Raw genomic sequence first — 21,073 nt, forward strand, 5'->3', positions numbered from 1 at the left:
AGGTTCAGGGGCTTCTTCCAGTACCGGTGCTTCCTCGGCTACTGGTATTTCCTCTACTGCTGGTGCAGGAGTTTCTTCTATCACTGGAGCTGTCTCGGCCACGGGCACTTCTTCTACTGCAGGAACAGGAGTTTCTTCCACTACCGGTGCTGCTTCTGCTGCCGGTGCTTCCTCTACTGCAGGTGCTTCTTCTATCACTGGAGCGGTCTCGGCTACCGGTACTTCTTCTACTGCAGGTGCAGGCACTTCATCTACTACTGACGTAGGTACTTCTTCCACTACTGGTGCTGCCTCAGCTACGGGTGCTTCTTCTACTACTGGAACTGCCTCGGCTACCGACACTTCTTCTACTGCTGGAGCTGGTGTTTCTTCCACTACCGGTGCTACCTCATCCACTGGCACTTCCTCTGCCGCTTGTGCAGGCGCTTCTTCCACTACCGGTGCTGCCTCAGCCATTGGCACTTCCTCTGCCGCTTGTGCAGGCGCTTCTTCCACTACTGGTGCTGCTTCTGCTACCGGTACTTCCTCTACCGCAGGAACTGGTGCTTCTTCCACTACTGGAGCTGCTTCTGCTACTGGTGCTGCTTCTGCTACCGGTACTTCCTCTACTGCTGGTGCAGGCGCTTCTTCCACTACTGGAACAGCCTCGGCTGCTGGTGCTTCCTCTGCTGCTTGTGCAGGCGCTTCTTCCACTACTGGTGCTGCTTCTGCTACTGGTACTTCCTCTACCGCAGGAACTGGTGCTTCTTCCACTACTGGAACAGCCTCGGCTGCTGGTACTTCCTCTACTACTGGCGCTGGTGCTTCCTCTACCGCAGGTGCCGCTTCTGCCTTTGCCGCCTCAGCAGCAGCTGCCGCTGCTGCAGCCTCCTTTGCTTCAAAAGCAGCCACCTCTTCTGCAAACGCAAGCTTCTCTAAATTTTTATCCACATCAGCTGCTGTTTCAGCATTAGCCATTGCTTCCATCATAGCTTCCGGAGTAGGCTCTGCTTTAGCCGCCGTGGTTCTTTTCCTTGTTGCTCTGGGTTTCTTTTCAGGTGCAGGAGCCTGTTCAGGCACAGGAGCCTGCTCAGGTGCAGATATCTGCTCAGTCATGGTTGCTTGTTCCTGTTCACTTGCATTTGCCATATCAAATCTCCTTTGAGTTTCATATCTCATCTATAAACACATGCTCTTATATGACTAATACTGGTTCGCTTCCAGTACCCTTACACCATAGGCAAAATATCAGAAATAGCCTACATATATATTATCTTTTAATCTTACTCAAATGAGAAATTAACTTCTTATAAAAAGACTAAATTCTTTCTTATCAACTCAATCTTCCCATACCGAAAAGGAGATTAAAGCCACCTAACAAACAATCATCGATATCCGGTTCCCACGTTTTTCCTCAGGGTTCCACTCATATTGAATCTGCTTTTCCACGCCCTTCAATACCTTCATCGAAAGATTATCTTTCATTTCCATGATATTCAGCCTGTCTCCGCCATAAAGTATCGAAACATTGGCGTTTTCATTTTCTTCGGAATATTCCATTGTAACCAGAATATCGGGCTCATTCATAACCGGTATACATGTCAATACCTTCAAACATTGCAAAATGGGCATAATATCACATATATCCTACATATAAATTATTTATTAACCTTACTCATATTAAAAATTAACTTCTTATAATAAAACTAAATTATTTATTATCTTGTTCTCTCCACAAAAATAAGACACCGAAAATCGTCTCCGATTCTCAGTGTCTCACTATAATTTACCAGGCCATCAAAACAAATCCAAATATTTAAGTTCATAGGACAATTCGCCCTCATCATCAATTGTGATTATAATATATGATGGCTTTCTGCCCTCCTGCCTGGGATATGAGAGGCTTCCCGGATTGAACACATACATTCCGTCAATCTCAGCCGCAACAGGCCTGTGGGTATGGCCGTAGATGACTACATCCGCACCTCTGACAAAGGCTTCTCTCTGGATCTCATCGCTTCCCATGTTAACAAGATATCTGTGTCCATGAGTTACAAAAAAGGTATGAGGCCAGACCTCAAATACCTGCTCGTCCGGAAGACTGCTGAAGAAATCGTTGTTACCCTTTACAATGCGCATGGGTGCACCTGCAAGCTGCTGCATCTGCGTTTCACTTCCCTCTGTATCTCCACAATGAATTATAAGGTTAACAGGGCTCTCTTTCTCGATAACCCTGTAAAAATTTTCATCTTTTCTATGTGTATCACTAACTACAAGTATCTTGTGCATTATAACTTTTCCCTCATCATTCTGAGAGCCTTACCTCTGTGACTGATTGCATTCTTCTCCTCAGGTGACAACTCTGCTGAAGTCTTGCCATATTCGGGCAGGAAAAATATGGGATCATATCCAAAACCATTCTCTCCCGCAATCTCATGGCCGATTATACCTTCCATGGTTGCTCTCACAACACACTCTCTTCCATCGGCCAGAACCGCACTTATAGCGCATACGAACCTTGCAGTGCGCTTATCATCCGGAACGCCCTCAAGCTTCTCAAGAATTTGCCTGTTCTTTTCGGAGTAAGGTGTGTCATGGCCAAGGAAACGTGCGGAATAGATACCCGGTGCTTTATCGAGGTAGTCAATCTCAAGACCGGAATCATCTGCCATTATGCAAAAATCCTTCATTCCCTTTTCCCTGCAGGCCTCGGCAACAGCTCTTGCCTTTATCATGGAATTTTCCTCAAAAGTGCTGCCATCCTCAACGATATCGAGGTCTATTCCCTCGTCCTTCATTGAATTGATTTCGGAAGTGAGATCACCCATTATCTCCCTGATCTCTCTCATTTTATCGTTATTTCCTGTTGCAAATATTATTTTCATTCTTCTTCTCCACTAATCAGCCTTCGTATTTATCTCTTCAAATGCAGCTATAATTCCGTCACCCACTCCGGTTGAACACTTTTCGATATAACTGTCCTTTTCAAGCTTGTCAAGGTCTACTCTGTTATTCAGATTTCCAATCGTGACAAAAGCGGTGGGAATCACTGAATCTGAGAGTCCTTCCATATCTGCTGCCGCAGTAAGGCCCAGTGCCTTATTATCGCTGGCAGAAACAACACCCATCTCCAGCTTATCAGCAAGCTGAACATTGCCAAACTTTCTTATAAAAAACTTATCATTATAATAAGTTCTGATACCTGACTCACTTTCAGTTGTCTCATCTATACCAACTTTTATAAAGAGATCAGCCTTCGATTCCTTAAGCAGAGCCTGAAGCTCCTCATCTCCTGGTCTGTTTTCATCAAGAGTCGTAAAGTAAATCTTTACGCTCTCATTTCCCGTAAAATAGTTTCTGAGATATGGCACCATTTTAAGTCCTATCTCATCCACCGGGTCTATCACAACCACATTTTCATAAAGATCCTCAGGCTTTGCGAAGCTTACTACTATCTCCTTATCTCCAAGAGATGTCTGATTTTCATAAAGTCCGTCCAGCTGAAAAGTGAGTCGGACCATTCCCTTCTCATCAACAGCTGTAAACGTGCCCTGCTGTACACAGTCAAGGTCGGTTATCACTGCATTTTTGCTGTAAAAATCAACGCTCTTGCCCTTTATATATAACACAAACTCATGCTGAACATGCCGTTCTTCAAGCGTAACGCTATCAGAATTCACTCCGCTTTCAAGCGGGATAACCAGTGTTCCCTTGCCCTTTTCAGAATCAGGCTCCTTAAGGTCAAGCAGATATTCCTTACCGTCCAGCTCTTTATAAAAAAACGCATTTTCCGCCTCTGCGATGATGACGCTCTTGGTGACAGTTCTGAAAAACATGACACCCAGCGATAAAATGACGAAAATGCCTGTCAATATCGCAGTCGTTTTAAGTCTCTTTTCAATCATTGCAGAAAGTCCCTTCTTGGCGGTTTAGGGCCCATATACTGATAAAAATATGTCTTGATCATGCCGTTATAAATCTTGCGATTCTTGTCCGCCTTCTTACCTATATCGCGCTCCGCCTTTTCATAAGCCGTAATGAGATACATTGACCATGAATCAAGCGCCTTGTATCTCTCGCCCAGAGTCTTATAGAGCTCAGGCAGTTCCTTCATTTCACCGATTCTCTCACCATAGGGAGGGTTTGTGATGATGAAGCCATACTTTTTCCTGTGACTGAGCTCAGCAACAGGCCTTGCCTGAAAATGTATCATTTTCTCAACGCCTGCCTTTTCAGCATTTATTCTTGCTATATCAATCACATCAGGATCAATGTCGTAGCCCTGAATATCCACATCTATGCCATGATTGATTTCTTCAGCGCACTCTTCTCTTACATCCTTCCAATTGCCTGGAGCAATCAGGTGTGTCCACTTCTCAGCTGTAAAATGTCTGTGCATTCCCGGTGCTATATTCGCAGCAATCATGGCTGCCTCTATAGGAAAAGTTCCGCTTCCGCAGAAGGGATCAACCAGTATTCTATCCGCTCTCCAGGGTGTCAGCATCAAAAGTGCAGCCGCAAGGTTCTCGGCTATCGGTGCCTTCGCCTCCAGCTTTCTATAGCCTCTCTTGTGCAAAGAATCTCCTGTAGTATCAAGTGCCACAGTGACTTCATCCTTCATCAGGAAAACACGAACCGGAAAGCTTTCACCTGTCTCCTCAAATCTTCTGATACCATAGATATCGCTAAGTCTGTCTACCATGGCTTTTTTCATGATGGACTGAATATCCGAAGGGCTGAATAGCTTGCTTTTTACGCTGCTGGCCTTCTTTACCCAGAATTTTCCATCCTTGGGAATAAACTGCTCCCATGGAAGTGCCTTGGTTCCCTGATAGAGTTCCTCAAAGGTAATGGCCTTGAAGGAACCTATTTTAATAAGTACTCTCTCTGCTGTTCTAAGTCCGATATTGGCACGTACAACAGCATCGGGATCACCTAAAAAGGTAACTCTTCCGTCAGCTACCTCCCGGATTTCGTAGCCAAGCTTTATTATTTCTTTTTTCAGTACTGACTCCAGGCCAAAGTGGCAGGGAGCAATCAAATCAAATCTTTGCATGCTTCTTCCTTTATATTTGATTAACTTAACAGACCGTTATATTTTATCACAGATTAGGTAGTATAAAAAAATTTTTATTTCATCTGTTTTTGCTATAAAGTTTGTAATACTTCTGTCGATATACTTATTGCAGAACAAAAAGGACAATCTCCTTTTCTTAAATGACCGGTATGGCGTCCCCACCCATGCCGGTCTCCTCCCATTAATAGGGGTATTTTGAAAACAAAAAAATTTATTTAAATACATACTTGACAATTATTGTTTCGATGCTATAATTATTCTTGCTGCACGGGTTGTTGCAGATATGTGTGTGTAGCTCAGCTGGATAGAGCGTCTGGCTACGGACCAGAAGGTCGAGGGTTCGAATCCTTTCACACACGTTGATGAAAAAAGAGAGATAAGGCTTTAAGCCTTGTCTCTCTTTTTTGTTCGACGTGTGATTTTTTACTGGCTCAGCAGGCCGCTTCCGCCTGCGCTTTCGTTTGCTTCTTCCTCGGCTTTGGTTCTTGCAACCATTGCTTCCATTTCGGGACGGGCAATATCGAAGCAGGCCAGCATCTTTGTGGAGAATATTCCACTCTCTCCGTTTTTGATCATCTCATAAGCCTTGCTGGGGGCAAATGCAGATTTATAAACACGGTCACTTACAAGAGCGTCATAGACGTCAGCAAGCGAAGTAAGCTGCGCTGCAATAGAGATTTCCTCTCCCTTCAGCCCGTCGGGATATCCCTTGCCGTCGTATTTCTCATGATGATGTCTGCATATATCATAGCTGACCTCAAGATATTCCTTATCCTGCAGATCTGCAAGCATCTTAACAATCTCACAGCCCCTTGTGGTATGGGATTTCATTATGTCAAACTCATCAGTGGTAAGACGTCCGGGCTTTAGCAGAATCGCATCAGGCACAGTGATTTTTCCTATATCATGCATTGCACTGGCGTTGGTAATGACCTCTATCTTGTGAGGTGTAAGCCCGAATTCCGGATAATTTCTCATTGCAACATTTCCAAGAATCTGCACAAAGCCCTTGATTCTCTTAAGATGATATCCGGATTCCAGGTTACGGAACTCAACTATCGTACATATCGTATCAATTATTCTGCTGTTATAATCCCTTAGGCGCTCCTCCTGCTTTTTCAAAACCAGGAATTGCTTTTTCAAAACCTTAGTCTGGTCGCTGACCTTCTGTTCAAGGTCCTGTTTGCTCATATTGAGCTCGATTGCTCTTTTTACACGATGTTTAACAATTATTGAATCAAATGGCTTATGAATTACATCGCTCGCGCCATTTTCATAACATTTTCTCTCTGTTTCCGCAGTAGCATCTGCAGTGATCATAAGTATCGGTATCTTATCCGGAATCTTGTGCTTAAAAAGCTCTTCAAGAAGTCTGAAACCATCCATTTCAGGCATGACAATATCAAGCAGAATAGCCGCAATCTCACTCTTTTGATGAGCAATTATCTCAAGTGCCTTGCGCCCATTCTCAGCTTCCAGGATGCCAAATTCATTCTTAAATATCTCACTAAGAATGCCTCTATTTATTTCGGTATCATCTACAATCAGAATACTCTTGCCAGCCACTTTTTAACTCCTTGCTATTAGCTTCTCACCATCAAGCATCACCAGTTCGCCACCCTTCGAGGTAAAGGTTATTCCTCTCGATGTTTCCAGGGTGTCATGCACTCTAAGAATCCTGTTTCCGATTTTCACGCTGGTCCCAATAAATACCAGTCTTGAAACTATTACCTTGGCGTCCTTAACCGATTCCATCTCGGCTTCAATTGTCTTTTTTCTGAGATTGAGCTTTTCAAGCTCTGCCTCTTTGATAGCGGACTCTGCGTTGACTTTGATTTTCAATTGAAGTGCCTGTTTATTTGTATTATCGTTAAACTGCGCGAGCTTTCCGCGCTGCTGCTCGTAAACCTTTAATTCCTGATATATTCGGCTCACATTTCTAAGAAGACTCTGATATTCATAATCGAGCTCTTCGGTAATTCCCGTCCTTACAATAGTGTCCTTTACGCTCTTACTTCCAAGAACCGCCGTCTCAACTCCGCGAAGGGAAGTAACAACGCCTCCGCTGATAAGCCCCTTTTCACCAAGCATGAGGACCTTTCCGTCGGCAGACACATTGCAGTTCATACAGTCATTGGAGATAAGATCTCCCTTGCACTTGATATTGGCTGTATCAAGATGAGCTGCTGCCACAATACCACCTGCCGATATGGACGTTCTGTCATTTACATTTCCAACTATACTTTTTCTTACAACAACACGGCCGCCTGCATGAATGTCAGCACAGGATACACTGCCGTCAACAACCACATCACCCTTGGCCTGTATATAGACATTGTCCACATCACCCTTCACCCAGATGGTTCCGTCGTAGACAATTTTTTCCTTAACGTTTACAAGCGATTCATAGACCTTTGCTCTGTCGATTCTGATCTCGCCATTCTGAATACGTCCGACTCCTGCGATGGCAGATACGTAGGTCTTCTTATCACTAAGAAGCATGAAGCCCTGTCCCTTAAGGATCGGTTTACCCTTTCCGGCCTTAGCCTTAAGGAGCTTACCTGTAACATCAAAGCCGTCCTCCCCGGGAGTTGCGGGATGATATACCGCCAGCTTATCGCCGAGCTTTACTTCATCAAACACCTTGACCCTTGAAAAGTCTGCGCTTTCTCCCGTGTTCATATCCGGCATGATTTCTTCGCTTAGCTTTAGTAAAAAATCATAGTGCGCATCAGTTCCGTCAACGGGAAGCTTTCCCTGCGCAACAAGCGTTTTCTTGCCGTACTTCTTACCCTCTATCATCTCTTCAATCGCTTTTCGGCTCACGCCTCTTCTGACTCTCGCATTAAAGAGAAGCTTTACCACTTTTTCCAGAGTATAAGTGGTTCCCTTGATTCCAAGCGGAAGAGTAAAATAGCACTGCATTTTGTCTTCGGTTATATCTATAAGGCGTCCCTCCTCTGTCTGAAGGAACTGTAATGCCTTTAATTCTTCATCAGCAGGCCTCTGAAGCTCTTCCTCGAGCTGTCCGGAAAAAAGCTTACTTAAGTTACTCGGAAGAGTTTTTCCCTCCTCAAGCCACTTGCGCATAACGCGCATTTCCTGGGCAGGATGAACCATACTTTTATAAAGATTTATATCTATGTTATTCTCTATGCCTTTTCTTATTTCACGCATCTGATCAGCGCGGTAAAGAGGCTTCGCATAGGGAGTGACATCTATCTGATGCTCGAGTCCCAGCCTTAATTCTCTCATCTGCTTCCAGCTGTATGCTTCCTCAGCGTAAACGGAAACATCAAGATTCTGTTCAAGGCCCTTTCTCACTTCATGCATACACTCTCCGCGCATGCCAAAAAGGAAATAACGGTCTATATCCTCTATTCCCTCCTGCTTTGCCTTGCGAATCTGCTCAAGCTGCTCAGCATCAAAATTCTTATCAATATATTCTTTAATATCTATCTTTTCCTTGAAAGCAATATGTATCTGCTCAAGTGTAGCCGCATCTTTTCTTCTTATGAGCTTTTCATCAAGCTCAAGTCCGTCCTCAAGACTCTCCCTGATAACCCTCATCTTCATATAGGGCATATCTATGCTGGCATAATGGGATATATCAGTTCCGTGCTCTAATCCTATCCTTATTTCTGCCATCTGTAACCAGTTATACTTGGGATCCTGATAGAAAATAACAGGCACTCCGGCCTTTAACCCCAACCTTATCTGCTTCATCTGGTCTGAAAAGTATTCAGGTCTTGCGTACTCTGATACGTCAAGATTCTCAGAGAGTCCTTCTCGTATCTCAGCCAGCTGCATTATATCAAAACCGGCATCACGATAAGCGGACATATCTATTCCGCTTTGGAGCTCGAGTCTGATTTCCTCCATCTCGTTCCAGGGAACATCCGGTCTGGCATACAGACTTACATCCACGCCAGTGGAGAGCCCCTTTCTGATCTCTGCCAGCTGATAGATGTTGAATTTCTGATCCTTGAGTTTCTCAACATCTCCGCCCTGCTTTTTTATCAGGAGAAGCTCATTAGCTATTAAATCAGGCTGGTATAAACTTTTGTCCTCATCAGCGGTAACAACAGCCATCCCCGGTATCCCTCATAGGAAATTTTATTTCGAAAGAGCATGCAAAAAGTGCATAAAATCCCTCAAAATTATTCTAACACCGAATATTATTATCACTCAACGCAATTGAACGAATTTATGAACATTTAACACTTTTTTTCCGTTTTGTTTAAACGTGCTTACATTTGGTCAAACAGTTTACCTATGCTAACATAATAAGGTGCACGCAGTACGCCATATTCCGTGACTATTCCTGTAATAAGCTCGTTGTCAGTCACATCAAAAGCAGGATTATAAACCTTTACTCCCTCGGGAGCCATGCGCTCCTTGTACCACATCTCGGTAACCTCTTCGGGCTTCCTCTGCTCTATTTTGATGTCATCTCCGGTCTTGGTATTTATGTCAATCGTAGAAGTCGGAGCACATACATAAAAAGGTATTCCGTAGCGCTTTGCAACTGTGGCAACAACGCTGGTTCCTATCTTATTTGCAGCATCGCCGTTTGCAGCTACTCTGTCACAGCCCACAAATATCGCATCTATGGCGCCGCTCTTCATAAGCGAAGCGGACATATTATCACACAATACCGTAGTGTCAATTCCTGCTGAATGAAGCTCATATGCCGTAAGTCTTGCCCCCTGAAGAAGCGGTCTTGTCTCATCGCAGTACACTCTGATGTTGTAGCCCTTTTCATGAGCAAGATACATGGGTGCAGTAGCCGTTCCATATTTACAGGTTGCAAGCTGTCCTGCATTGCAATGTGTAAGAAGTCCGTAGCCGTCCTTGATCAGAGCAAGCCCATTCTCACCGATTCTTCTGCATACATCTACGTCCTCTGCCTTTATGCGCTCAGATTCCTCACGCATTGCTGTGATAATAGCAGCACTGTCAAAAGCAGCTTTTCCACCTTCATCAGAAGCTCCTCCCGTATATCCCAGCTCTTCGGCAACCTTCACCACATGAGCTTCCATACGCTTTAGCGCCCATGAGAGGTTGACCGCAGTAGGTCTTGAGGAATTCAGGTAATCACTCTTTTCCCTGAGCTCCTTCATAAATTCCTCATAAGTAGAAGCTCCGGAATGCTTCATAAGTATGTAAAGTCCAAAGCCTGCTGCCACACCGATTGCCGGTGCTCCGCGAACCTGTAAAAGATAGATTGCATTCCAAATCTCCTCTCCTGTACGAAGTCTTATCATCTCCGTTGTTCCCGGGAGCTTTGTTTGATCTATTATCTCCACCGCATCATCATCATCGATGAGTGCCACTGTTTCGTAATCCAAAATACTTTTCATTAGTAAAAAACTCCTTCTGTATAAATTATCCTAACAGGCTCTGCCCATTATTTTCTTTCGGCAAAAAACTTCTGAAGGTCCGCCATGAGCTCTTCGCGATTAATGCTCTTCAAAAGATATCCTTCCGGTTTTAATCCCACTACGCTCATAACACTTTGTTTATCGCTCTTCCCCGTCAGGAAAAAGACAGGGATATGCTTAGTGGTAGGATCGTTTCTTAACATCTCCAAAACCTGCGGGCCGCTTGTGATCGGCATCTCGTAATCCAAAAGTATAAGATCGACATGGGTTGTTGCGAGAAGACTTATTGCCTGAAGTCCTGATATTGCCATGGAAACCTTGTACTTTTCCTTTAGCCAGTCCCTGACAAGGCCCACATAGGTCGCGTCGTCATCAACCACAAGGATACTCTTTTTAGGCGGATCCATAAGACTTCTTCGCTGATCCTTTACCGTGCCTATGAAATCCTCAACGTTGAGCGGTCTTGAAAAGATTTTCAAAATTCTCCCAAAAGGCAGCTGACTCTTCGCAGCATCCGTATCACCTTTTTCTCCTATGATAATGATCTGAATATCATCTTCTGTCAGATGTTCATTCAAATAGTGTAAAAAGGAACTCTCCAGCCTCTCAGACTGGTCGAGGTAGTAGGCTATAACTGCTGCCCTGTTCCAATGCTTACTTACAACATCAATATCAGGTTTTACGAAGAAATATGGAATCCTCGCTTCATCCAGGTGCTTTTCAAGCGCACGGATTACAAACGTTTCTTTCATTCCTATGAGCATCAATTCTTTATCAAACAGACTCATTTTCTATTCCCCATTTTTATAAAATGATATGAATTTAAACTACGCACCCAGTGTATCCTTGATACCGTCCCAGTTGAGCTCCTTAAGCATTCTCTGCAACTGCGAAAACTTTTCATTATTCTCTTCGCCGCAGTTATAATTTGTCATGTCTTCCAGAACCATCTCGAAGGAATCATAGTCCATTAAGGCCGCAAACTCCTTTAATGCCTCGTATGCCTCATTTATTGTATCCTCATCACAGACTTCCCTCGTATCCTCTCTGGTTTTCTCAGACAGCTGCGAGAGCTTTTCCGAAAACTCTCTGTACATCTGCAAAAGCTTCGGTGTTTCTTCCTTGATAGCTTCGATATCTCCGTTTTTTCCTGCCTCTTCCATTTTAGCAGAAATCTCAGATAATCTCGACGCTCCAATAATTCTTGCTGAGCTCTTTAGAGCATGTACCATAATTGTATATAGTTCATAATCACCATTTTCAAAGGCGTTCTCAATTTCCTTCGACTTTTTATCTATTGTGTAATAAAAGGTATTAAGTGCTCCCTCAAATTCTTTTCTGCCTCCGCAGTTCAAAAGACCATCCTGAACATTTAAATCCTCTACCGCAAACAGCCATTCCAGGTCATTTGCTGCATCCTCATTTCCCTCTTCATTATTCTCCAGAATATAATCCTCCGGTTTTGGCTCCTGCAACAATTCCTTCGGGATATTGTTTTTAAGGGTCTCCTCCAAAACCTTAATATTTATCGGTTTTTCGAGGTATCCATTAAAGCCCTTTTGAATATAATAGTTTTCACCGCTATGTGCCGAATTGGCAGTCAGTGCAAAAACAGGAAGTTCATACCCCTCTTCTCTTATTTTCTCGAGTGTTGCTATTCCGTCCATCTCAGGCATCATGTGATCCAGAAGAACCAGTTCGTAATGTTCCGTTGCCAGCTTCTTAAGACACTCCTTTCCACTTGTGGCTGTATCTATATTTAACTTTGTGGGTTTCAGAAGTCCCGTAAGCACCTGCAGGTTCATCTCATTATCATCAACAACCAGTATCCGTGCCGAAGGAGCAACGAACGACCGCATATAGATTTCACTGTCTGCTTCATCCTCTGCCTCAGAAAATTCACCTATAGGTTCATCCTTATCAATTTTCTGGGTAAGACTAAAGTAAAACTTCGAGCCTTCACCATAGACACTGTCGCACCTAAGCTCATTGCCCATGATATTCACAAACTGTCTGGAGATATTAAGTCCCAGGCCTGTTCCCTGTATTCCGCTGTTTTTCTGCTCATCAAGTCTTTCAAAGGCTGAAAAAAGCTTATCCATTTCTTCAGGCTTAATACCTATACCGGTATCCGATACACTATAGTCAATGATACAGGTATCGTTCTCCTTTTTTACAAGCTTTATCACAAGCTTAAAAGAGCCTTCTTTCGTATACTTTACTGAATTTGTGAGAAGATTCATCAAAACCTGTTTTATCTTACCGTCATCTCCATAAAGATATCTTGGCAGCTCCGGATCGATTTCAGTTTCAAATAAAAGATCCTTTTCGTTGCTCCTTACCCTTACCATTGTCGTTATGGTTTTTAATAATTCATCAAGATCGTAGCTTCTCTCAACCAGATTCATCTTCCCCGATTCAATTTTTGAAATATCGAGAATATCGTTAACTATTGAAAGCAGCGTCTCTGATGCTCTTTTTATTGACCTTGCATATCCCGTTATAGCACCGGAATATTTAGCCATAGGAAGACTCTTGTCCTCTCTCATTATCATCTCGTCCATTCCGATGATAGTGTTAATGGGCGTTCTGATCTCATGAGACATATTGGCAACAAATCTTGATTTTGCGCTGTTTGCCCTTTCAGCCTCCTCCTTGGCTATACGAATTTCCTCATACTGTCTTCTGATAATGGTAGTCCGCAAAAACCACCAGACAAACAGTGCCACAACACTCGCAACAAGAAGGATCATCATTAGTCTGAAAATAGGAAGCTCGGTAAAATGAGCCTTTTTATATATGGAATAGGTTTCATCCCTAAGAATACTCCAGGTATTTTTATCAAGGGTCTGAATGTGAAGTGTGTAATCTCCGTAGGGCAGATTCGTATAAGACAAAGGCGTTAACTCATTCTGGTACACGGTCACACCCTCATCATTTGCTCCCTCGAGATAAAGCTTAATCAGCGGATTCGACAGCATATAATTTAGTATCGATACTTCAAATTGTACGCGGCCTGCTCCAGCAGGTATCTCATATACACCATTTTCTCCTGGTATTATCGTATCATCATCTGTAAAAACCTTATCCAGGTCTATAAGATAATCATTATCGAATGTATCATATTTTGTAGTCGATACCTTTCTCACTCCATCCGTACAGCAAAGAAGAAGACTGTCTCCATCACTTGTAATACTGTTCCATGAATTAGCTGTAAGCGAAGTATTAAAGCCTCTTGAGTAGTCAAGCAGGTCCAATGTATAATTCTCATTTTCTATAAGATCCTCTATATCAACTATATATATTCCTGCGCTTGAGCTTACCCATGCCTTGTTATCAGGAGCGATGTAAACGTCATAGCAGTTAGCATAGGGAAAAGCGTCCAGCTTTTTAATTGAAGACCGGTCATCATAATACATTGCATTACTTGTCACATAAATATATCCGTTATCATAAGGTATTATTCTCATAACAACCTGAGTTCCAAGTCCTTCCTCCGGTCCCTTTCGTCCCACTATTTTGTGATCTTTTATGACATAGATACCTACACCATCTGAGCCTGCAAGAATATTTCCATCCTCGTCCTCAACCATGGTAAGAATCTGTGGTGATTTCATCCCGTCCTTTTCACCAATGGTACAGACAACCTCATCTCCCTGTATAAAGGTTAATCCCATATTACTTGCAGCAACAATTTCACCATTTGACAGTTCCAGACAATATCTGAATCTTCCTCCCTGCGTACCAACGCTCTCATTAAAAGAAAACTCTTCTCCTTTTTCGGTTACTCTTATAAGTCCATCCTTGCCATAGGTAGATATCCACAAATTGTGTTTACTGTCCATCATCATATGCCTTACGCGCACGCCATCAAAGTATTGTAAATACTCATAGTCTTTGGCAGCGCACGTTTCCTCATCCAGAATGGCAAGTCCTGAATCCGTCCCTATATACATCTCTCCATGGTCAACCATCACACTGTTAACAGCAGCTGCTTCTATGCCTGCTTTTACAAACACATTAAAAAACGGATTCTTTGAAAATTCCAATATTCCATGTTTATTCGAAGCAAACCACACATTGCCCTGATAATCCGTTATACAGTCTGCTATTGAATTGTAAAAATCATTTTTCCTAAGATTTGTAATTATTCCATTTTCATTTACAAGTCCCAATCCATTATCTGCACAGAAAAAGCAGCCGGTTCCGTTTGGCTCCGGCAAAAGCTTGTTATAATAATGGATATCCCCGGTCTCTGCCATTCCCGTAATTTCGATATTTCCTTTGTTATAGCTGCAACGCTGGAGTATATTTTCCGAAGTTCCGAGGTGCAGAGTATCTCCGTCAACACAGGCAACAGTAGTGTATGATACACCTGTTTCCTCAAATTCCATTTCCTTAATCAGTTTATTCCCGTTTATAAAAAAAAGTTTTCCGCCGTTAGTAACTCCTGCCACGGTACCATCTGCAACATTAGTCAGTGATTTTACCCATGTTATTCCTTCAAGTTCATTAAGAACCTCTATAGACATATCCTCATGTACAACACTTATATACGCTACTGTTCCGACATATACATTTCCGTAATCATCCTCACAGATGGATCTTATAGAATCAGCACTAAGTCCGTTTTCCGTAGTATAGCAAGTCTTTTCCTCTGTTATTGGGTCGTAGCATAATAAACCTGTATCATTGGTTCCTATCCAAAGTCGTCCCTTTCTATCTACATACAGAACCATGACATTGTAGATATTCTCATCAATCCTGGCTGCTTCAAATTTGATTCCTCCATATCTATATAGCCCCGAATAGGTTCCAACCCATATATATCCATTTGAAGTCTGTGCGAGTGCATTTATTTCATTTGATACAAGACCATTACTCGTATCATACCTGATCGATGCATACTCCGAGAGATAATCAGCACTTCCTCTGGCAATGGTCTCTGGTTCCTCAGCATTTACGCTCAGACTTTTTATAAAAAAATATATAGCAAAAACACAAACTATAAGACCGTATCTTAGACGCATACATAATCCTCCATTTTATTAATCTATTGTACCATTCTAAGATTCAGCTTTTTATAAAAATTCGATATATTTTATTTAAAATTTCGGTAAATGTGTTTTTGCTTCCCCATAAAAAAAGAGACCGCCGTTAAGCAGTCTCTTTAATTATCACATATAATGAATCATATTTTTCACTAAGTGATTAAATTATTTAGCAGCGAGTGCAGCCTCGAGCTTCTTTGTAAGTGCAGGAACGATCTTGTTAAGGTCGCCAACTACACCATAATCAGCTACGTCAAAGATAGGAGCGTTCTCATCCTTGTTGATAGCGATGATGAGATCTGACTCTTCCATACCTGCAACGTGCTGGATAGCTCCACTGATACCGATTGCGAAGTAAACCTTAGGACGTACAGTCTTACCTGTCTGACCAACCTGAAGATCCTTCGGCTTCCAGCCTGAATCTACAACTGCACGTGAGCAGGATACTGTTCCGTGAAGAACCTTTGCAAGATCCTCAAGAATCTTGAAGTTCTCAGGACTTCCAACACCACGTCCGCCAGATACAAGGATCTTAGCTTCCTGGATATCCTCAACCTCTGAAACTGCCTTAACAATCTCAAGAATCTTTGTATAGCAAGCATTCTCCTTGAAGCCAGGGTTGAACTCAACAACCTCAGCCTTAGCGCCCTTAACGGGAGCAATCTTCTGCATAACGCCAGGACGTACTGTTGCCATCTGAGGACGGAAATCAGGACAAGCGATAGTAGCGATTGTGTTACCACCGAATGCAGGACGTGTCATAAGGAGCTGCTTATGCTTCTGCTCCTGACCTTCTATAGGGTTAAGCGGGAAATCACCGATATCAAGCTGTGTACAGTCAGCTGTAAGACCTGTGTGAACACGTGAAGATACACGAGGACCAAGGTCACGACCGATTGCTGTTGCACCAACAAGAAGGATTTCAGGCTTGTACTCGTTGATTACAGATGCAAGTGCATGTGTGTAAGGCTCTGTACGATAGTCCTTAAGTTCAGGATCATCAACAACGATTACACGGTCAGCGCCGTACTCTGCAAGAGTATCTACAAGATTACCTACCTTGTCACCAAGAAGGACTGCTGTTACTTTTTTCTCATCAAGATCATTAGCAAGATCTTTTGCTTTGCCCAGAAGCTCCAATGCAATGCCTGAAAGCTCATTGTCTACCTGCTGAGCAAATATAAATACACCCTTATATTCTTCTAAAGACATGTTATGTTCTCCTTTATACTAAAAACTTTTTTGCTCCACTGAGCGCGCAGACTCGAAAATGCTGCGCTGCTCGCAGGTTATCATATAACGTGCTTCTCTTCGAGCTTACCGAACAGATAATCAACAGCTTCATCAGCAGAATCTGCTACGATCTTCTCGCCTGCACCCTTCTTAACCTTATCAGAAGCCTTAGCGATCTGAGTAGGTGATCCCTTAAGACCGAGGTTGGAATCCTCAACATCCTTAAGATCTGCTCTTCCCCATACAGTAACTTCCTTCTCGAACGCATCAAAGATTCCGCCGGGAGTCATGTATCTGGGCTCGCCAAGCTCTGCAAGAGCTGTGATAAGGCAAGGCATCTTAGCCTCTACCATGTGATAACGATCCTCGAACTGACGCTTAACAACTACAGTCTTAGCCTTCTCGTCAACCTTGATCTCTTCAGCATAAGAGATTACAGGAAGTCCAAGGTGCTCAGAAATCTGAGGACCAACCTGAGCTGTATCTCCATCGATAGCCTGACGTCCTGTGATTACGAGATCATACTCAAGGTTTCTGAGTGCGCCTGCGATTGTTGAAGATGTTGCCCATGTGTCAGCACCACCAAGTACGCGGTCTGTAACAAGAACTGCCTTGTCAGCACCCATAGCCATAGCTTCACGAAGGACTGCCTCAGCCTTGGGAAGACCCATGGTTACTACAGTAACTTCTGCGCCATATTCATCCTTAAGACGAAGAGCTGCCTCAAGACCTGCTTTGTCATCAGGGTTCATGATTGCAAGCATTGCTCCTCTGTCGAGTGTTCCATCGGGTTTAAACTTAACCCCGCCCTTTGTATCGGGCACCTGCTTTATGCAAACTACAACTTTCATTTGTTTTCTCCTTACATAAATGATAGCTTATATAACACTAGCTCCATACGGGGCGGATACAGTAACCGTCCAAAATACGGACGCTAACTGTAACCAGCTCCTTACATAAATGATAGCTTATATATCACTAGCTCCATACGGGGCGGATACAGTAACCGTCCAAAATACGGACGCTAACTGTAACCAGCTCCTTACATAAATGATAGCTTATATATCACTAGCTCCATACGGGGCGGATACAGTAACCGTCCAAAATACGGACGCTAACTGTAACCAGCTCCTTACAAAAAATTGTAAATAGTTCAATGTAATGGTGTCAGGAACTTAGCTAAGAAGCGCACCTGAGATAACCATTCTCTGAACCTCAGATGTACCCTCGTAGATCTCTGTGATCTTAGCGTCACGCATCATTCTCTCTACTTCGTACTCTCTGATGTAACCATAACCACCGTGAAGCTGAACAGCCTTGGTTGTAACATCCATAGCAACCTCTGCTGCAAAAAGCTTAGCCTTAGCAGCTTCTACAGAGTAACGATCCTTGTTCTTCTTAGCATCAGCTGCTGCGTAAACAAGCATCTTAGCTGCTTCACACTGTGTAGCCATGTTTGCAAGCTGGAACTGTGTATTCTGGAACTGACCGATTGAACGACCGAACTGCTTTCTCTCCTTAACGTACTCAATTGTACGATCAAGAGCACCCTCAGCAATACCAAGAGCCTGAGCAGCGATACCGATACGTCCACCATCAAGTGTGTGCATAGCGATCGGGAAGCCCTTTCCTCTAGCGCCAAGAAGGTTCTCAGCAGGAATGTGGCAATCCTGGAAAATGAGCTCGTATGTGGATGATCCACGGATACCCATCTTGTTTTCCTTAGTACCGAATGTAAATCCGGGTGTTCCCTTCTCAACGATGAATGCTGAGAATTTCTTTGTCTTTCTGCCTCTCTTATCCTCAACGATATCTGTGTAAGCGATGATGATATAAACATCAGCAACTTCACCGTTTGTGATGAAGCACTTAGAACCATCAAGGATCCACTCCTTACCGTCTTCTGAAAGAACAGCCTTTGTCTGAACGCCCTGAGCATCTGTACCAGCCATGGGCTCTGTAAGACCGAAAGCACCAAGCTTCTCACCCTTTGCAAGGGGTACAAGGTACTTCTGCTTCTGCTCTTCTGTACCGTATGTCATGATAGGATCGCAGCAAAGTGATGTGTGAGCAGATACGATAACTGCTGTTGTACCACAAACCTTTGCAAGCTCCTCTACGCACATAGCATATGTAAGAGGATCGCATCCCTGTCCGCCGTATTCCTTCGGAATCGGAATACCCATGAAGCCGTACTTCTGCATCTTCTTAACGGTCTCCATAGGGAATACCTCTGTCTCATCCACATCAATTGCGTGTGGCTTTACTTCTTTTTCTGCGAACTCTTTGAAAAGAGCTCTCGCCATTTCATGTTGCTGATCTAACTGAAAATCCATGAAAATATCCTCCGTTGAAAATATTATAATAAAGCTCCTCATCCGTCAGCTTCGCTGACACCTGTCTACGCTCCGCTTCGGTCCGCGCTGGACCGACGTCCCCCGGACGTCGAGCGCCCCCTAAGTGGAAGGCATTAACGAGGAGCCAAACATATAGAGTTAAAAAATCACTTTTTATCTGTGGGAACCTTGCCACCGTCGCTGTAATCGTAGAAGCCGATACCTGTCTTAACACCAAGCTTCTTACCACGAACCATCTTACGAAGAAGAGGGCAAGCACGATACTTGGAATCACCTGTCTCTTTGTAGAGAACATCCATGATTGCAAGAACGATATCAAGTCCGATGTAATCGCCGAGTTCAAGGGGTCCCATAGGATGGTTGCAGCCAAGCTTCATAGCTGTGTCTACACCCTGGATATCTGAAACGCCTTCTGAATATACGAAGATACCTTCGTTGATCATAGGAACAAGGATACGGTTTACAACGAAACCAGCTGCCTCGTTAACCTGAACGGGAGTCTTGCCAAGATCCTCAGAAATCTTCTTGATCTTCTCAACGTCAGACTCAGGTGTGTTTGCACCCTGGATAACCTCAACCAGCTTCATAACAGGAGCGGGATTGAAGAAGTGCATACCGATAACCGGCTTAGGAAGTCCTGCACCGATCTCTGTGATTGAAAGAGATGATGTGTTAGATGCAAAAATGCAATCAGGATTCTTTACGATGTTCTCCTCAAGTTCCTTGAAGAGGTTCTTCTTGATATCCATAACTTCAAGAGCTGCCTCAACTACGAGATCAGCATCTGTGCAGATGTCGTTAAGACCTGTCTGGATCTTGCCGATGATAGCATCAGCCTTAGCCTGATCGATCTTTCCCTTAGATACCATCTTGTCGATGCTCTTCTTAATCTTAGCAAAGCCGCCCTCAGCGAACTCTGTCTTAATGTCACAAAGATATACCTTATCTACTGTGTCTGCCTGTGCGAATGTCTGAGCGATACCTGCGCCCATTGTACCTGCGCCAATTACTGCTACTTTCATTTATATATCCTCCTAAAAGTTATTTGTTCTGGAAGTTAACTACTTTAACCTTCTTCGGGTCGTCTTTCTTGCGAAGGAAGTTAGCCATACCTTCACGCTGATCCTCTGTCTCGAAACAATCGCCGAAGATCTTCTCCTCAAGCTCAATTGCCTTATCGATATCAAGCTGAAGACCATCATTTATTGCCTTCTTGCAAGCACGAACTGCGATAGGAGCCTGTGCTGCAATTGTGTTAGCCATTTTCTCAGCTGCAGGAAGAAGCTCTTCCTGTGTATATACTGCATTTACAAGACCGATTCTGTAAGCCTCGTCAGCCTTGATATTGCGTGCTGTGTAAATAAGCTGCTTAGCCATTCCTGCACCGATGAGACGGGCAAGTCTCTGTGTGCCACCGAAGCCGGGAGTAATTCCAAGACTAACCTCAGGCTGACCAAACATAGCATTGTCTGAGCAGATACGAATATCACAGCTCATTGAAATCTCGCAGCCACCACCAAGAGCAAAGCCGTTAACTGCTGCGATTGTAGGAATAGGGAATGTCTCCAGCTTTCTGAAAACGTCATTTCCTTTCTTACCGAATGCTTCACCTTCTGCCTTTGTAAGAGTGCTCATCTCTCCGATATCAGCACCTGCTACAAATGACTTTTCGCCTGCACCTGTAAGAACGAGAGCTCTTACTGTGTTCACATCAATGCTGTCAAGAGCAGCGCTTAAGTCATCAAGAACCTGGCTGTTAAGAGCATTGAGTGCTTCAGGACGGTTGATTGTAAGAACAGCGATTTTGTCCTTAACTTCAACATTTACAAATCCCATTTTCTTTGCCTCCTTGTTCGTTTCTATAATTAAGGTATATCAGCCCGGACTTAAGCCAGCCTAAATACCTTAAATTCATAATAATGTTCTACATCGTCAAATAGGAATTATTACGTATAAAAAGGAAACGAATAATAATATCCGTTTCCTTTTTTA

15 protein-coding genes, 1 tRNA gene and 1 pseudogene are annotated in these 21,073 nt (G+C 43.4%); 1 reads left to right on the forward strand and 16 read right to left on the reverse strand.

The window, feature by feature from the left end:
* The 6 genes and pseudogenes from G602_RS29490 to G602_RS0121625 all read right to left on the reverse strand — a co-directional run.
* Positions 1–1,128 (reverse strand): annotated as a pseudogene (locus G602_RS29490) (hypothetical protein); the annotation flags it as partial.
* A gap of 225 nt (positions 1,129–1,353) precedes the next feature.
* Positions 1,354–1,611 carry a hypothetical protein gene (locus tag G602_RS0121605; RefSeq protein WP_207638183.1) on the reverse strand — a complete coding sequence of 86 codons (258 nt, stop codon included), beginning with the start codon at positions 1,609–1,611 and terminating at the stop codon, positions 1,354–1,356.
* A gap of 165 nt (positions 1,612–1,776) precedes the next feature.
* Entirely contained in the window at positions 1,777–2,268 is a 492-nt protein-coding gene (locus G602_RS0121610; protein ID WP_026660886.1) for a metallophosphoesterase family protein, read from the reverse strand.
* On the reverse strand, positions 2,268–2,864 hold the full coding sequence (rdgB, locus tag G602_RS0121615; protein ID WP_026660887.1) for an RdgB/HAM1 family non-canonical purine NTP pyrophosphatase: 597 nt from the start codon (positions 2,862–2,864) through the stop codon (positions 2,268–2,270). The genes G602_RS0121610 and rdgB overlap by 1 nt, the downstream gene beginning before the upstream one ends.
* A gap of 12 nt (positions 2,865–2,876) precedes the next feature.
* Positions 2,877–3,884 (reverse strand): N-acetylmuramoyl-L-alanine amidase, encoded by a 1,008-nt coding sequence (locus tag G602_RS0121620; RefSeq protein ID WP_026660888.1) that lies wholly within the window; start codon positions 3,882–3,884, stop codon positions 2,877–2,879.
* Positions 3,881–5,035, reverse strand: coding sequence for a THUMP domain-containing class I SAM-dependent RNA methyltransferase (locus tag G602_RS0121625; RefSeq protein ID WP_026660889.1), 1,155 nt, complete (start codon positions 5,033–5,035; stop codon positions 3,881–3,883). The genes G602_RS0121620 and G602_RS0121625 overlap by 4 nt, the downstream gene beginning before the upstream one ends.
* 306 nt (positions 5,036–5,341) lie before the next feature.
* Between G602_RS0121625 and G602_RS0121630 the strand changes: the two genes are divergently transcribed.
* Positions 5,342–5,415, forward strand: a tRNA-Arg gene (locus tag G602_RS0121630).
* Positions 5,416–5,479: 64 nt separating this feature from the next.
* On the opposite strand, the gene G602_RS0121635 is transcribed toward G602_RS0121630, so the two are convergent.
* The 10 genes from G602_RS0121635 to G602_RS0121680 all read right to left on the reverse strand — a co-directional run bounded on the left by G602_RS0121635 (position 5,480) and on the right by G602_RS0121680 (position 20,917).
* On the reverse strand, positions 5,480–6,622 hold the full coding sequence (locus tag G602_RS0121635) for an HD domain-containing phosphohydrolase (RefSeq protein ID WP_026660891.1): 1,143 nt from the start codon (positions 6,620–6,622) through the stop codon (positions 5,480–5,482).
* A gap of 3 nt (positions 6,623–6,625) precedes the next feature.
* A complete protein-coding gene (locus G602_RS0121640; RefSeq protein ID WP_026660892.1) occupies positions 6,626–9,148 on the reverse strand; it encodes a DUF342 domain-containing protein in 2,523 nt (840 codons plus the stop codon).
* Positions 9,149–9,306: 158 nt separating this feature from the next.
* Complete coding sequence (gene mtnA, locus G602_RS0121645; protein WP_026660893.1) at positions 9,307–10,419, reverse strand: S-methyl-5-thioribose-1-phosphate isomerase; 1,113 nt, start codon at positions 10,417–10,419, stop codon at positions 9,307–9,309.
* Between the two features lie 47 nt (positions 10,420–10,466).
* Positions 10,467–11,228 (reverse strand): response regulator, encoded by a 762-nt coding sequence (locus G602_RS29495; protein ID WP_049945398.1) that lies wholly within the window; start codon positions 11,226–11,228, stop codon positions 10,467–10,469.
* A 39-nt stretch (positions 11,229–11,267) separates the two neighbouring features.
* Positions 11,268–15,470 carry a hybrid sensor histidine kinase/response regulator gene (locus G602_RS27975; protein WP_049945399.1) on the reverse strand — a complete coding sequence of 1,401 codons (4,203 nt, stop codon included), beginning with the start codon at positions 15,468–15,470 and terminating at the stop codon, positions 11,268–11,270.
* Between the two features lie 186 nt (positions 15,471–15,656).
* Entirely contained in the window at positions 15,657–16,703 is a 1,047-nt protein-coding gene (locus tag G602_RS0121660; RefSeq protein WP_026660894.1) for an electron transfer flavoprotein subunit alpha/FixB family protein, read from the reverse strand.
* 80 nt (positions 16,704–16,783) lie between these two features.
* On the reverse strand, positions 16,784–17,575 hold the full coding sequence (locus G602_RS0121665; protein WP_022762769.1) for an electron transfer flavoprotein subunit beta/FixA family protein: 792 nt from the start codon (positions 17,573–17,575) through the stop codon (positions 16,784–16,786).
* A gap of 324 nt (positions 17,576–17,899) precedes the next feature.
* Entirely contained in the window at positions 17,900–19,060 is a 1,161-nt protein-coding gene (locus tag G602_RS0121670) for an acyl-CoA dehydrogenase (protein WP_022762768.1), read from the reverse strand.
* A gap of 167 nt (positions 19,061–19,227) precedes the next feature.
* Complete coding sequence (locus G602_RS0121675; RefSeq protein WP_022762767.1) at positions 19,228–20,103, reverse strand: 3-hydroxyacyl-CoA dehydrogenase family protein; 876 nt, start codon at positions 20,101–20,103, stop codon at positions 19,228–19,230.
* 19 nt (positions 20,104–20,122) lie between these two features.
* A complete protein-coding gene (locus tag G602_RS0121680; RefSeq protein ID WP_026660895.1) occupies positions 20,123–20,917 on the reverse strand; it encodes an enoyl-CoA hydratase-related protein in 795 nt (264 codons plus the stop codon).
* Between the last annotated feature and the right edge of the window lie 156 nt (positions 20,918–21,073).

Origin of the sequence: Butyrivibrio sp. AC2005 (genome assembly GCF_000424145.1) — a bacterium.
In the GTDB taxonomy this organism is placed as follows: domain Bacteria; phylum Bacillota; class Clostridia; order Lachnospirales; family Lachnospiraceae; genus Butyrivibrio.